General features: G+C 35.6%; 10 protein-coding genes and 1 pseudogene. 1 reads left to right on the forward strand and 10 read right to left on the reverse strand.

Annotated features, from left to right (window positions below; genetic code table 11):
• Positions 1-50: 50 nt before the first annotated feature.
• The 9 genes and pseudogenes from ACR9EA_RS09510 to ACR9EA_RS09550 form a co-directional block, all read right to left on the reverse strand.
• A complete protein-coding gene (locus ACR9EA_RS09510) occupies positions 51-311 on the reverse strand; it encodes a heavy-metal-associated domain-containing protein (protein WP_435132077.1) in 261 nt (86 codons plus the stop codon).
• A 163-nt stretch (positions 312-474) separates the two neighbouring features.
• Complete coding sequence (locus ACR9EA_RS09515; protein ID WP_435132080.1) at positions 475-2,232, reverse strand: efflux RND transporter periplasmic adaptor subunit; 1,758 nt, start codon at positions 2,230-2,232, stop codon at positions 475-477.
• A pseudogene (locus ACR9EA_RS09520) lies at positions 2,219-2,368 on the reverse strand (DUF305 domain-containing protein); the annotation flags it as partial. The pseudogene ACR9EA_RS09520 and the gene ACR9EA_RS09515, both read right to left, overlap by 14 nt.
• Before the next feature lie 83 nt (positions 2,369-2,451).
• Complete coding sequence (locus ACR9EA_RS09525; protein WP_435132082.1) at positions 2,452-5,163, reverse strand: heavy metal translocating P-type ATPase; 2,712 nt, start codon at positions 5,161-5,163, stop codon at positions 2,452-2,454.
• Positions 5,164-5,232: 69 nt separating this feature from the next.
• A complete protein-coding gene (locus ACR9EA_RS09530) occupies positions 5,233-5,793 on the reverse strand; it encodes a helix-turn-helix domain-containing protein (RefSeq protein ID WP_435132085.1) in 561 nt (186 codons plus the stop codon).
• A 12-nt stretch (positions 5,794-5,805) separates the two neighbouring features.
• Complete coding sequence (locus ACR9EA_RS09535) at positions 5,806-6,321, reverse strand: DUF3347 domain-containing protein (protein WP_435132086.1); 516 nt, start codon at positions 6,319-6,321, stop codon at positions 5,806-5,808.
• A 24-nt stretch (positions 6,322-6,345) separates the two neighbouring features.
• On the reverse strand, positions 6,346-7,587 hold the full coding sequence (locus tag ACR9EA_RS09540) for a TolC family protein (protein WP_435132088.1): 1,242 nt from the start codon (positions 7,585-7,587) through the stop codon (positions 6,346-6,348).
• Positions 7,571-11,311, reverse strand: a complete 3,741-nt coding sequence (locus tag ACR9EA_RS09545; RefSeq protein WP_435139858.1) for an efflux RND transporter permease subunit — start codon at positions 11,309-11,311, stop codon at positions 7,571-7,573. Before ACR9EA_RS09545 ends, ACR9EA_RS09540 begins: the two co-directional genes overlap by 17 nt.
• A 106-nt stretch (positions 11,312-11,417) precedes the next feature.
• Positions 11,418-11,840, reverse strand: a complete 423-nt coding sequence (locus ACR9EA_RS09550; protein ID WP_435132090.1) for an HYC_CC_PP family protein — start codon at positions 11,838-11,840, stop codon at positions 11,418-11,420.
• Between the two features lie 189 nt (positions 11,841-12,029).
• Between ACR9EA_RS09550 and ACR9EA_RS09555 the strand changes: the two genes are divergently transcribed.
• On the forward strand, positions 12,030-13,628 hold the full coding sequence (locus ACR9EA_RS09555) for a DUF6377 domain-containing protein (protein ID WP_435132091.1): 1,599 nt from the start codon (positions 12,030-12,032) through the stop codon (positions 13,626-13,628).
• Between the two features lie 192 nt (positions 13,629-13,820).
• Here ACR9EA_RS09555 and ACR9EA_RS09560 read toward each other — a convergent pair whose 3' ends face one another.
• Entirely contained in the window at positions 13,821-15,839 is a 2,019-nt protein-coding gene (locus ACR9EA_RS09560) for a glycoside hydrolase family 97 protein (protein WP_435132094.1), read from the reverse strand.
• Between the last annotated feature and the right edge of the window lie 6 nt (positions 15,840-15,845).

Genomic DNA, 15,845 nt, shown 5'->3' on the forward strand with positions numbered 1-15,845 from the left:
TTTCAAACAAAATCATTGTTAATCTATACGCTTGCTCTTGTCTACTTCAACTAAAAAGACAAAAATTGTTTAGGTATAATATTAAACCCTAAATCGTTTACAGCTTCTTCTACTTTTACAATTTCTACCATTTTACTGGCTGTTACTGTTATTCGCACAGGAAAACCAGAGGTTTTTAACTCGACGGTATCTACCCCTTTAATTCTTAAAATAGCTTGTTTGATTTTTATTAAATCCTTTTGATCTGTAGCATTGGTATCGAATGTACGACTGTGATTTTTCGGTATTACATTATCTAATAATACTCCCATTTTAGTTAGTTTTTGGTTACAATTATTGGCTTTATAACCCTACCAAACTACTATATTAATTTTGAAAAAAAAAACAGAATACAACGTTTTTTAATTTTTAAATTTTATACATTTCTTAAAAATCAAAATAAGTTATTGTTATTATGACAATTAGAACAAAATATCACTCTAGTATTTTATCATTTTCTCCGCAACCTAACATTTTACTACCATAGTACGGGTTTTTGATTTTTTGGTCTAAACTTAACCAATATCCTCCAGAATTATTATTTGCCATCGGGCAAAATTGAACAAACACCTTTTGCACCGCTCCAAAACGTTCTACTAATATTTTTGTAGCCCTAGAGACTTCTAAAAAATGAAAACGAATTTCTTCTATAGTTTTAGAACCTATCAACGCATTTAAAGACCGCTCTAAATCTTCTTCGGCATTATTATAAAACTCTTGAGCCAACACACTGGATTTCAAATCATTTACACTGGTATTCATCAACTGTTTAAGCATCACTTTAGCTTTATCTGTAGCCAAAACCGAATCGCTCTCTACCAATGCATTTTTAACATCTATGTAAGCAAGTAATATTGTATTTACTTCATCTTTAAAACCTGTTAATTGTTTAAACGATACTTGGTTGCCTTCAAGGCGCTGTACTTTAGACTGCTCTACCTGTTTATACTGCGTTTTAACTCGATTCATCATCGAAGATTTCCCTTGCAACTGTGCTGCAGCATCAACTGTAAATGTACCATTAACAACAATGTCATCACCTATTGCCAATCCTTCCAACACCTGATATTGGTCGGCAAGCTTATTACCTAAAATAACCTCGCGCATTTCAAAAACAGAAGAATTAGGTTCCGTTTTTAAGTACACAACAGAACGTTTACCAGTCCATAATACCGCCGAAGCAGGAACGAAAATTTCACTACTATTTGATAATTCTGAAGTAATAATATTTCCTACTACAAACATGCCTGGCTTATACATCGCATCGGCATTTTTTAATACAGCACGAACTTTAACAGTACGCGTATTGGTATTTAAAATCGGATCGATAAACGAAATAGTTGTTGCTATTTTTTGGTTAGGATAGGCTTTAGTGTGTACTTGCAATTCTTGCCCTATTTGCAATGCTGAAATTTGGTTTTCGTAAGCATCAAATTCTGCCCAAACGGAAGTAAGATTAGCGACTTTAAATATGGATTTACCATCCATAATATGGTCGCCCTCGTTAACATTAATTTCCGACACCGTTCCAGATACATGGGCATAAATATTAAATTTAGAGATAACAGTTCCTGTTTGTTCAATGGTTTTTAAATGCGTATCGTTAATCATCCAATTCTTAAATTTACCCCTTACTGCCCTGTACAATTCCGGCTGCGATTCTTTAAGCTTGTAGGCAGTAATTAATTCTTGCTGTGCATTTATAAGTTCTGGAGAATATACACTCGCTACCAACTGCCCTTTGCGCACTGTTTGTCCAACAGAAGTTACATACAACTGCTCTAAGCGTCCGTTAAAATGAGCTGGCTGTATGGCTGTTTCATCTTCATTAACTACAATTTTTCCAGATAATGTAAGTTCCGGATTTAAAGTTGTATTACCAGTTATGGTTACAGTTTTAATATTAGCTAAAGCTTCTGCCGTTTTGGTTAATGTAAATTGAACATCTGTTAACCCCTCTGAATTCATTTCTAAAGGAATTAATGCCATTCCACAAATAGGACAATCGCCAGGTGCATTTTTTACAATTTGAGGATGCATAGAACACGTCCATTTTTTGTTTACGGTTGAAGACTCATGGGTATGATTGCTCTTTTCAGGCTTGGTATCTGTTTCAGATCTACCAAACAGCAAAAACCCTAAAAGCAAGCCCAACAATAAGGCCAGCACGACATATAGTCTACTCTTTGTCATTTTGTTCAGATTCTAAAGATTTTATCAATATTTTCATTTCTTCGATGTCTTTTCGTTGCGTCTCAATAATACGCTCTGCCAAATTTTTAACTTTTGGGTCTTTAATTGCTGCACGCTCACTTGTTAAAATTGCAATTAACACATAACCAAAAGATATGGCAAGCATCTTAAAAAACGTTGATTACACTTTGATTGATTGTGATTGGTTTTCATAATTATTTAATTTAAATTGGTAGCCTTCAACCGCAAGGCATTTGCAATTACCGAAACCGAACTAAAGCTCATCGCTAAAGCCGCTATCATTGGCGATAATAATATACCAAAAAACGGATACAATACCCCAGCCGCAATAGGCACACCAATAGTGTTATAAATCAAAGCAAAAAACAGGTTTTGTTTTATGTTTTTCATGACACTATCACTTAATTTTTTTGCTTTTACTATGCCCTCTAAATCACCTTTCACCAAAGTTATCGAAGCACTTTCTATAGCCACATCGGTTCCTGTCCCCATAGCAATACCAACATCGCTTTGTGCCAAAGCTGGTGCATCATTAATCCCATCGCCAGCCATAGCTACTACATGCCCCTGCCCCTGTAATCGCTCTACTTCTTTAAGCTTATCTTCTGGCAAACAACTGGCCTTAAAGTGTTTTAAGTTTAATGATTTCGCCACAGCTCTAGCCGTTATTTCATTATCTCCAGTAAGCATTATTAAATCTACATCAAGATCTTGAAGTTTTTTAATTGCGCCTTGGGTACTTGCCTTTATTTTATCACCAATAACTATAAACGCAACAACAGTAGCATTAACTGCCAAATACGAGACCGTTTTACCTTTTTGCTGGAACTTTTGTACTTTTTGAATATAATTATCCGATAATTCAGCCCCAACATGTGCCATCATCTTTTCGTTACCTAAAGCCACTTTTTTATTATCTATTTCACCAATGACGCCTTTACCTGATACCGCATTAAAATGATTCAATTTTAAAAGATCAACACCCTTCTCTTCTCCATAAGTTAGTGTAGCACTAGCCAAAGGATGCTCGCTTTGCTGATTTAAAGACACTATATATTGTAATGCTATACTTTTATCAAAATCATCAAAAACAGCTATCGATTCTACAGATGGTTTACCTTCGGTCAACGTTCCTGTTTTGTCTACAATTACTGTATCTACTTTATCCATCCGCTCCAAAGCCTCGGCATTTTTAATAAGTACGCCGTTTTGCGCACCTTTACCTACGCCTACCATAACAGACATTGGTGTAGCCAAACCCAAAGCACATGGACAGGCAATAATTAACACCGCAATGGCATTAACTAAAGCAAACACATAAGCAGGATTTGGTCCCCATAGTGCCCAAACTGCAAATGTGATTATGGCCACCAAAACCACTATAGGTACAAAATAACCTGAAATTCTATCTGCTAATTTTTGAATAGGAGCCTTACTACGGCTAGCAGTATTAACCATGGTTATAATTTGAGATAATAAGGTGTCTGCTCCTATTTTTTCGGCTTTCATTAATACAGATTGATTGCCGTTTATGGTTCCGCTATGCACAGTATCTCCAACCTGCTTATCTACGGGCATAGATTCGCCTGTTACCATAGATTCATCAACCGTTGTTTTGCCATCTGTGATGCTTCCATCTACTGGAATTTTATCTCCTGGTTTTACCCTAAGCACATCGCCTACTGCAATATCATTTATACTTATAACTTCTTCCTTACCTTGCACAACCCGAACCGCCTTATTAGGAGCTAATTTGAGCAATTCCTTAACAGCCGTATTTGTTTTACTATGTGCACGCGCTTCTAACACCTGCCCTAATAACACTAAGGTTAAAATAACTGTTGTTGCTTCAAAATATACGTGAACTACACCTGAATGCGTTTTGAATTGATCTGGGAAAAAGTCTGGAAATAACAAACCAAATACACTAAACAACCAAGCAATGCCTGCACCAATGCCTATTAATGTAAACATGTTTAAATGCCATGTTTTTATAGACTTATAGGCCCGTTCAAAAAACATCCAAGCAGCATAAAACACAACGGGAATCGATAATGCAAACTGAATCCAGTTCCAATACTTCAAATCTAAGATGTTGTATAATGGGTTATTAGGAATCATCTCGGACATGGCAATAACAAATATGGGTAAGGTAAATGCTATAGCAAGTTTTAACTTTTTTAATAAATGAAGATAATTTTGCGCTTCGGCAGAAATATTTGCCTTGACAGGAACTAAATCCATGCCGCAAATGGGACAAGACCCTTGGGAATCCGACACCACTTCGGGATGCATTGGACAAGTATATTGAGGTTGTTCTACCGTAGTTAAACTTACTTCTTCTACCAAATCCATACCACAAACAGGGCAATCGCCGGCCTTATTATAAGTTGTGTCACCTTCGCAATGCATCGGGCAATAAAACACGCCTGTACCTTGACCTTTAGGCGCTTTTGAAACAGGTTGCATTTTAGCTGCGCCTTTGGGGTGAATGCTATATTTATCGCCATCGGCCTTTAAAGCCTCTTGAAATTTATCTATAGCAATAGGTTCAGACATTGAAATTTTAGCTTCTTCCTGTTCCAAATCCACAACAACACCAGATACACCTTCAACATGTTTTAAAATTTCCTCTACATGGTTACGGCAACCATTACAAGACATACCTTGTATTTGAAATGTTTCTTCATGGTTATTGCTCCACGCTTTAATGTGGTATTGCGCTCCTTCCTTTTGCAATTGTTCCTGAAATTTCGCTAAAGGAATATGCTTAGACATTGTTATGTTGGCTTTACAATCATCTAAAAACACCTCAGCATCTGTTACCCCATCGACATTTTTTAAAGCATTCTCTACATGGTTACGACAACCATTACAAGACATACCCTCTATTTTATATGCATGCTTCATTTCTATAGTATTTATATGATAAAATTAGCACTACCTTCACCATTCTGATTGCATAATTTTGTAGAATGTTTATACAATTTTGTCGAAATTTTTCCGTTCTCCATTTTGTAAATTCTTAAAATCTGTCATCGACATCCCTGTTTGGTTTTTAAACTGACGTGCTAAATGACTACCGCTAGTATACCCTAAAACATCGGCTATTTCTGAGAACTGAAGCTGGCCTAGCTGCAAAAGCTCCTTAACCTTTTCTATTTTTAACCTAATCACATAGTTTTCTATGGTTATACCCATGGTTCTGCTAAACAACTTACTTAATATCGAGTACGACTTTGGAATGCGACTTAATAAATCTGGAATGTGTCGCGTGTCGTTTGGCCGATCGGCTAAAGTTTCTAGTATAATGGTTTTTATTTGTTCTACTAGAATGTCGTCTTCATTTTTCATGATTTCAAACCCTAATGCCTTTAAACGTTTTTCCAATTCCAGATAGGTTTGCCCGTCTATTTCCCGAACTAACACGTCTCCTAAATTTAAATTTAGCACCTCTACGCCCAGGCTCTTAAACACACCTTCTACAGCATGTTTACACCTGAGACAGACCATGTTTTTTATATAGATATGCTGCTTCATGCCGTTTATATTTTATTGTAATGTACTTTGCACCACACCACAATGCAACATAGCATCTCCGTAATACGGATTATTAATTTCTTGCTCCAAAGCAAACCAATTGGCACCGTTCTTTAAAGCCATTGGACAATGTTGCTCGTAAATTTTGCCTGTTGTAATATTGGCCGTTAAAATAGGTTTTAGTTGAAGGGTTAATTCCGACAACAACTCGCGTTGTACTTTAATATCTTCTGTAGCTGCTATGCTTGAAGCTACATGCTTAACATCTTCATTGGTTGTTACATTGGCCAAGCTTTGCGCCTCTTGTTTCGCCTGGATAGCATTACTGGAAACCAATGCCGTTTTTAATTGTAAATAATGTTGAAATGTTTGTGTTACGGCTTCAGTTTTAAATATAGGGGTGGTAACAACTGCTACATTATTGGTGCTTTCTGATGTTTTAGTCTCACTGTTATTTTTACAGGCCGTATTAAAGGTTACGCCTAAAATTAATAATCCTAAACCTAATAATTGTGTTCTCGTTTTCATAATTCTGTATTTTTAATTGATTTATTATTGACTTAAATATTTAATGATATTTTGTTGTGTGTAATAATTTTTAACCGCTTCGATGTTATTAATTTGAAACTTAAGTTGCAATTCCTGAATATCTAAAACATCGTTAAAATTAACTGTTTCGGTTTCGTATGCTGTTAATAACAGCCGTTCTGCATCTTTGGCTTTTTCTAAATTTTTTGTTGCTGTTTCAAAACTGATTTTTGCCGAATTCCTAGCATTTACGGCTTGCTCTAATACTGTTTCTAAAGCATTTTTCTTTGCTAATTTGTCGGCATTTAGTTCCAGCTTTTTCAATTCGTTTTGCTTGGTTTTTGACGTAAATCCTTTATTAAAAACTGGTATTGATAGCGATAACATGGGCATAATTATATCTTTTCCATTGTTATCGATTGGCATGTCGTTTCGTTTATTTACAGTTATATAATCTAAGCCAAACCCCACCATAGGAGCTCGCTCTTTTTGATTTAAGAGTTCCGATTGTTCAACAGATTCGTACAACTTATCGTATTGCAACAATTCAGGATGCAATGCTGTAACCATGTTTTCTGTATTTAAATCTGCTACTTCTGGCATAATTAAAGTATCTGTTATATTAATTTGTTGCTTCTCGCTTCTGTTTAACAATAAATTTAAACGGGACTGTTCAGCTAAATATTCCTGCTCTAACACAGCATTTAACTGTTCTACATCATTCTGTCTTATTTGAATTTTTAATACATCGACTACCGAAGCTTTACTAACCTCTACCGCTGTTAAAGCCCATTTTTCATAATTTTTCAATAATGCAATTTGCTGAGAAAACACAGCTTGTTTGGCTTTTATAGCCCACATATTATAGTATGATTGAGATACAGTAGACAATAATTTTCGTTTAGCTATGGCAATAGTTTCGTACTGGACATCGGCAAGAGATGCTGCATATTTAGATCTGGAAGTTACCGAACCAAACCACGGAATCATTTGTTTTACAGATACTTTTACAACCTGTGGCCCAGTTCTGGTTTCTGGCGGACTCACAAAATAACCAACAACAACTTCGGTGTTTGGCAATGCATTGACTTCGTTAACTTTTTCGGAAGCTATTTGGTATTGCAAATCGAATTTTTGTATTTCAGGATTATTTGCCAGACCTATACTTATTAATGTTTCTAAATGTTGTGCATTTAGCGACCAAGAGTAAGTTAACACACTAACTAACGCGAATGTCTTAAAAATATATTTAGTTTGTTTTTTCATGTTTTAGCGCTTTAATTTCTTCTCTCCAACTGTACAATACAGGAACTATAAAATACGATGTAATATCTATAATCATTCCTCCAAAAGCAGGAATCGACATCGGAATCATAATATCACTGCCGCGCCCTGTAGAGGTTAATACAGGTAATAATGCTAAAATGGTTGTTGCTGTTGTCATTAAGCAAGGACGAATACGTTTTTCGGCCGCATGCACTGCAGCTTTGCGAATACTTGTAACATCTTTCGGATTTTCTTTTTTAAACGTTTGTTTTAAATAAGTGGCCATAACCACGCCATCGTCGGTGGCTATTCCAAAAAGAGCTATAAACCCAACCCAAACTGCAACACTTAAGTTTATTGGGTGCATTTGAAATACTTGCCGTAAATTAACATCTAACACCTTAAAATTTAAAAACCAATCTTGACCGTATAACCACATCATAATAAATCCGCCTGCAAATGCCACCGAAATTCCAGTAAATACCATTAATGATGTAGACACCGATTTAAACTGAAAATACAATATCAAGAAAATAATAAGTAACGCCAATGGCACAACAACCTGTAAGGTTTGCTCTGCTCTCAATTGGTTTTCGTAAGTTCCGGTAAACTCGTAAGTAATGCCTTTAGGGATTTGTAGAGCGCCAGAATCTATATGTTGTTGAATTACATCTTTTGCATGTTCTACCACATTAACTTCAGCAAAACCATCCTTTTTATCGAATAATACATAACCTACCAAAAATGTATCTTCACTTTTAATTACTTGTGGTCCCTGTTCGTAGCGAATGCTAGCTAAATCGCTTAATGGCACAGGGTTTCCACCACTTACTGGAATATAAATATTAGACAAATCGTCTGGATTGGAACGTAACTCGCGAGGATACCTTACACGTACACCATAGCGTTCTCGACCTTCAATTGTTTGTGTTAGCACTACACCGCCTACGGCTACCTTCAACTCGTTCTGTACAGTCTCTATGGCAATGCCATAACGTGCCAGTTTTTCCCTATCAATATCTATTAACATGTAAGGTTTGCCTACAATTCTATCGGCAAAAACTGCTTCTGATTTTACACCTTCGGCGGTTTTCAGTATCGGTTCTATTGCTTGTCCGAACGCTTCAATTTGCTTTAAATCTTGACCTTTAATCTTAATTCCCATTGGAGCACGCATTCCAGTTTGCAACATAACCAATCGGGTTTCTATTGGCTGTAGTTTTGGTGCCGAAGTTATGCCTGGCAATGCTGTTGCTTTTATAATTTCGTTCCAGATATCGTTAGCAGAAGTAATTTCTGGCCGCCAATTTCTATAAAACATGCCGTTATTATCTTCAATCAATTGTGAAGCCTTAACGCTATTGAAATTCAAATAATTAACAGTATCATTTAACATCTCACTTTTAAAACTGTTACGATTATAAACCAAACTGCTGTCTTTAAGTACAAATAATCCATCTTTATTGACTTTATAACGCTGACGTTCCCCAAAAGCATTCAGCATATATTCTGGTTTATATTGAATAATATTTTCGTACATCGATAAAGGTGCCGGATCTAATGCTGAGGCCGTTCTTCCTGCTTTACCAACTACAGTTTCTATTTCGGGAATCTGGGCTACCGCCATATCTAACTGTTGGAGAACCCTTTTATTTTCTGAAACTCCAGCATGTGGCATGGAGGTTGGCATTAATAAAAATGTACCTTCGTTTAATGAAGGCATAAATTCTTTTCCCGTATGTTTAAAAATAATAATGCCACAAATAACAATAGAAGTTGGCACAAGTAAAAACAATAATTTATGCTGTAAAGCCCAATATAAAATTTTTGAGTAATACTTTCTAAATATCCAAAACGCCCCTAACAAACCAAAACATAGTACTGATACAAATACTGCATTTGCAAGAAAACTTTTAGCTACTCCCAATGGCTGCCAGTACGACGCTAATAAAAAAACAATGCCCAATGCCACAAATACACTATTAAAAATAGTTGATGTTTGTTGAGACCACTGACGCTGTTGTTTTAGAATGGAGCAAAGCCCAAAAATAATAAGCAGTACGCCTAGATAATACCCTTGAAAAACGGAAAAACCGCCCAAAATTATAATAGCCAGATTGACTACTAATTTAGTTGACGTTGTAAATGTTCGGTTTTTAAAAATAAGCGCAGCAAAAGGAGGTATTAAAAAGAGTGACACAATTATTGAGGCTGTTAATGCCATAGTTTTTGTAAAAGCCAGAGGCCTGAACAATTTACCTTCGGCACCAATCATGGTAAACACAGGTATAAAACTTATAATGGTGGTTAACACGGCAGTTACTATGGCTCCAGAAACTTCCGATGTTGCATTATACACCACTTCGTTAATGGGTTTACCATCGGTATTCTCATCTAAATGTCTTATAATATTTTCCGACAAAATAACACCTACATCTACCATTGTGCCAATAGCAATGGCTATACCCGATAAAGCCACGATATTAGCACTAACATTAAAATATTTCATGGCTATAAACACCATTAAAACCGCTACTGGTAAAAGTCCTGATATTAATATTGAGGCTCTTAAATTAAAAACCATAATAACCACAACCAAAATGGTAATTAAAACCTCTAAACTTAAGGCTTCATTTAAAGTGTGTAATGTTTCTTTTATTAATACAGATCTGTCGTAAAAAGGTACAACGGTAAGCTGCGAAACAGTACCATCTTCTAAAACTTTAGAAGGCATTCCAGACTGCATTTCTGCTATTTTCTGTTTTACATTATTAATAACTTCTAAAGGATTAGCGCCATATCTAGCGACCACTACACCACCTACAACCTCGGCGCCTTCTTTATCTAAAATGCCTCTTCTTGCTTCTGGCCCTAAAGTAACTTGAGCAATATCCTTAATTTTAATGGCTGTAAAATCTTTAGAACTTACCACTGCATTCTCTAAATCTGAAATTGATTTCACATACCCTAGTCCCCGAACCAAATACTCTACCTGATTAATCTCTAATGTTTGCGCCCCGATGTCCTGATTAGAAGCTTTTACAGCCGTTACAACTTCTTGTAACGATATGCCATATTGCTTCATTAATTCTGGACGAACATCGATTTGATATTCTTGTACATATCCACCTATAGAAGCTACTTCCGACACGCCACTAGCCGAAGACAAACCATATTTAACAAAATAATCTTGAATAGTACGTAATTCTTGTAAATCCCAGCCACCAGTAACCTCACCTGCTTTATTTCTTCCTTCTAAAGTATACCAATACACCTGCCCCAAACCTGTAGCATCTGGTCCTAAAGCTGGTTTAACACCATCAGGCAGCAGTCCGTTTGGTAAGGCATTTAGTTTTTCTAAAATTCTACTTCTACTCCAATAAAACTCTACATCTTCATTAAAAATGATATAAATACTAGAAAAACCAAACATAGACGAACTCCTTATGGTTTTAACACCTGGTATACCTAGTAACGTTGTTGTTAATGGGTAAGTAATTTGATCTTCTATATCTTGTGGAGAGCGTCCTTCCCAATTGGTAAAAACAATTTGTTGATTTTCGCCAATGTCTGGGATTGCATCTACGGCTACGGGATAACTTGGTAAAATACCAGTATTCCAACCAAAAGGAGAATTTACAATACCCCACCCAACTAAGACAAGCAGCAATATAACAGCAACTAACTTATTCTCAATTAAAAATTTAATGCTTCTATTTAGCATATCGTTTACATTAAAACAATTAAACTTAAGCATTTTTAGCATAACTAAAAATGCATAAATAGTCTTAAAATCAACATTTTAAGACAACTATTATTGATTTAATGTATCAAATTAAAAAGGTTTCGTTAATCACATTAATATCTGTGACCAACAAAGGCGGAGTGTAGTCTTTAAAGGGAATAATTTGCTCTGGTAAACCTTCAAAAAGATTTACATAAGCATACATAAACGTAGCGACAAACACTTGCTGATTATAAGTGAGCTGCTCTAAAGTGTTTTGTTTTAACTCGTCTTGACCTGCAACAGTTATGTTATGGTCTGAGCAGCATCCTTTAGTCTTTTTGTTAAATTGAAGTGCGGCATCTGCCGTAAAAGACATATTAGTATTACATGTTTTGGCAGATTGGTTTAAGGCCACATCTACCAAAGTGTTTCCACAATAATGCATATTTACAGTAAAAGACATGGTAGATAAAACAACTACCAAAGCCATAGTACATGCTAATATTTTGTGGAAAAGCGTATTCATTACAAATACAAAATTAAAAAATATTTTTAATCTTATTTTGCTTTAACAGGAATTTAAACATACCGAACATTAAAGCCATCAATATTACACATAAATACGACTTACAAACCACTGTAAATTTTAGTATATTGCTTACTTCAAAAACCTCAACAACTAACTACTAAAACAAACAAACGTTCTAACTAAATTATGCGTTATGTAATAGCATTATTAACCTTTTTATTAAGTATTAACCTGTATAGCCAAAGCTACGAAAACGAATTACAAAAGCTAGAACAGGCATTACTTAAAAAAGATATTTATCTTAAAGAAAAATATCATAAAATCAACCGTCTTAAGCAAGATGTTAGTAAATACCATGTTACAGGTAAAACCAACGACCTGTACAAAAGCTATATTTCGTTATTTACAGAATATCGCTCTTTTAAATACGACTCGGCTTACTATTTTTTAGAAAAGGCCAAAGAAACAGCTATCAGCATAAACGATTCGGTTTTGTTGTCTAGAGCTAAAATAAAGGAAGGTTTTGTTTTATTGTCGTCTGGACTATTTAAAGAATCTATAGATACGCTTAACAGTATTAACCTTACTAAGCTACCTAAAACCGATACATTTGAGTATTATGCGGTTAAAGCCAGATCGTTTTACGATTTAGCCGATTATAACCAAGACCCGAGATTTAGCATAAGTTATATTAAAAAAGGAAATCAATATTTAGATCAGGCTATAGCGTATGCCAAACCGAACTCGCATCAATTTTGGTCGTCTGAAAGTTTAAAACGAATGAAGCAATTAGATTATAATGGTGCCGAGTTTGCGTTTAATTATTGGATTAATAATTTTGATTTACCAGCAGAATTTTACGGCATTGCCACCTCTAGTCTGGGTTACCTCTACTCTATTAAAGGTTACCAGGACAAAGCCATTAAGTACTTGGCATTAGCAGCAATATCCGACATTGAAAATTCTACAAAAGAAACCGTTGCCCTTCGTAATCTGGCCAACGAACTGTTTAAAAAAGGTGATTTAAACAGAGCAAACCGCTATGTTACTTTAGCTATGGAAGACGCCACATTTTACAATGCCAGACATAGAAAAATAGAAATTTCGAGTATTTTACCAATTATTGAAGGCGCACAACTTTTAAAGGTTAAAAACCAAAAAAGTAAATTAGAAAAAATTGTTATCCTTTTGGGACTTTTATCGTTAGCTGTAATTGTTTTTTTAATTATCATTTTTAAACAACTTCATGCCAAAAACCAATCGCGAAAAGCCTTGGCGGAAACCAACAAAAAGTTAAAAGAAATGAATGCTAATTTACGAGAATCAGACGCCATAAAACAAGAGTATATCACCTACTTTTTAACGGTTACTTCAAATTTTATTCGTAAGATGGATTCTATTCAAAAAACAACCATACAGAAGGTTATTGCCAAAAAACCAGACGATATACTTAACATCATGAAACGCTACAGTATTAAAAAAGAGCGCGACGATTTATTTAGACATTTTGATGAAGTATTTTTAAAGTTATTCCCGTCTTATATTGAAGATTACAACAAACTGTTTCCAGATGACCAAAAAGTCATCTTAAAACCTAACGAGCTTTTAAACACCGAACTTCGCATATTTGCCTTGTACCGGTTAGGCATACAAGACAGCAATCAACTAGCAGAATTTTTAGAGCTTTCGGTTGCCACTATTTACACCTACAAAACCCGAATTAAAAGTAGATCGCTATGCAAAGACGCTTTCGAAGATAACATTATGGCTATTAAAACGTATTAAAAAGAGGCTACCTAAAAGTTTAACAGTGCGTCATTCTGTGCTCGACACAGAATCTTATCATAATTCAACAATTATGAGAATCTGAAATCATAGATTCAACGAAGTTAAATAAATTCAGATTGACGAAAAATTAACTTTATGGATAGCCTCCTTTTTCAAACAAACAAATACTAACACCATTTATTAATAGTATTATTCTTTTAAAACAAACCTAACTGCTGTACCTCCTCCTGGTGCTAATGACAGACTTAACGTTTTGGTTTTATCTAATTCTTGTGTCGTAATTGATACGGGATACGGATTCGATTGGTAATGCGCCTCATCACCATCAGCATAAATTTCGGCGATATACACGTTATTGGCATCCAAAAACGTTAAAGGAATATTTACTGTTCTGGCTTCAGCATTGGTAATGGCTCCCAAGTACCAATTTTTCTCATCCCAATCTTTTCTGGCCATAACAACATACTCCCCGATTTTAGCATCAATAACTTTGGTATCCGACCATACTACAGGAACATCTTTTACAAACTGAAACTCTGGTTTCCCTATATAATTTTCTGGCAAATCGCTAGCCATTTGCAACGGACTAAACATGACCACATATAAAGCCAATTGTTTAGCTAGAGTTGTTTGCACCTTAGCGCCTTGTGGGGTTTTGTAATCGAAATCGAAATTTCCAGGAGTAAAATCCATTGGTCCAGAAAGCATTCGTGTAAAAGGCAAAATGGTAGTGTGTTCTGGTGGGTTACCCCCATCGGCAGACCAAGCGTTGTACTCTTGCCCCCGACCACCTTCCTGAGTCATTAAATTGGGATATGTACGTTGCAAGCCTGTACCTTTTACGGGCTCATGGTTATCAATCATAATATGATGCTTGGCGGCAGATTCTATGACTTTTCTGTAATGCCTAACACCGTACTGCCCATCGTGCCATTCTTTTTTATTTAAATACTTATTTACATATCCTGTTTTTACTGCATTTACACCATTTTTATGATATAACTTAAAAGCATCCTCTAGCTGAGATTCGTAATGCGCAGCAGCTCCCGCTGTTTCGTGATGGCCAATAAGGCGAACATTGTTTTGGGCAGCATAATTACATACAGCTTCCATATCAAAATCTGGGTAAGATTTAGTAAAACTAAAAGCAGTACCGTCGGCTGTCCAATCGCCATCCCAGCCTTCGTTCCACCCTTCAACAAGTACGCCGTCTAAACCATTTTCGGCAGCAAAATCGATATAGCGTTTTGTGTTTTCGGTAGTCGCTCCGTGTTTATCGCCTTGCCCCCAGGAGTATTTTTCTAAATGCATGCCCCACCATATTCCTATATATTTAGAAGGTAATATCCATGATAAGTCTTCAATTTTTGAAGGTTCATTTAAATTTAGCATTAATGTAGATGTTACCAATTCTCCTGGTTTATCGGCCACAATCACTGTTCTCCATGGGCTCTCAAAAGGCGTTTTAGCATACACTTTTACTCCGTTTGCCCAAGGTACCAGTTCGGCTTCATATTGTTTATTATTGGTTTTACGCAAGGTCATAGATGCAAAATCGGTTAAATTGGCTTCGTGAATTGCTAAATATTTACCTGATTTCGTTTCGAAAGTTGCGGGAGTATTTATGGTATCGGTCTTACTTATAGGTGTTTTTCTATACAAACTTTCGTAGTAACTATTTTCGGAATGCACAGGTATCCACCAAACATTGTGCTCTTCTGGAAAAGTAAAGGTAGTTTTCTCATCAGAAATTTTGACTTCTTTTAAATGAGGTTGTTCAGGAAATTGATACCTAAACCCTATACCATCGTTAAAAACGCGAAAAACTATAGTTACCAATCGGTTTTTTCCTGTTGTTTCCTGCAAATGCACTATTAACTCGTTATGCCTATCCTGTATCATTTTAAATTCTCCCCAAGGCTGATCCCAAGAAGTATCTACTGTATTTCGTTCGGTATTTATAATTTTAAGGTTCTGTTGTAAGGGTTCGCTATCTTGAAACGCCATTCCTAAAACCGAAGGTTCTATAATTGATTCTCCGCCAGATGTTAACTGATATTCTGGCGCACCTTGTGCTGTTAATTTAAAGGTGAGTACATGTTTGTTGTTAGGAGAACTTACACTTAACTCTTGCTGATTTTGGTTACATGACACTAAAGCGAGTATACTTAAAATAACTAAACGTATGGGGGTAAAAATATTTTTCATGTTTAT

The sequence above is a fragment of the Formosa sp. A9 genome (genome assembly GCF_051200825.1).
In the GTDB taxonomy this organism is placed as follows: Bacteria; Bacteroidota; Bacteroidia; order Flavobacteriales; family Flavobacteriaceae; genus Formosa.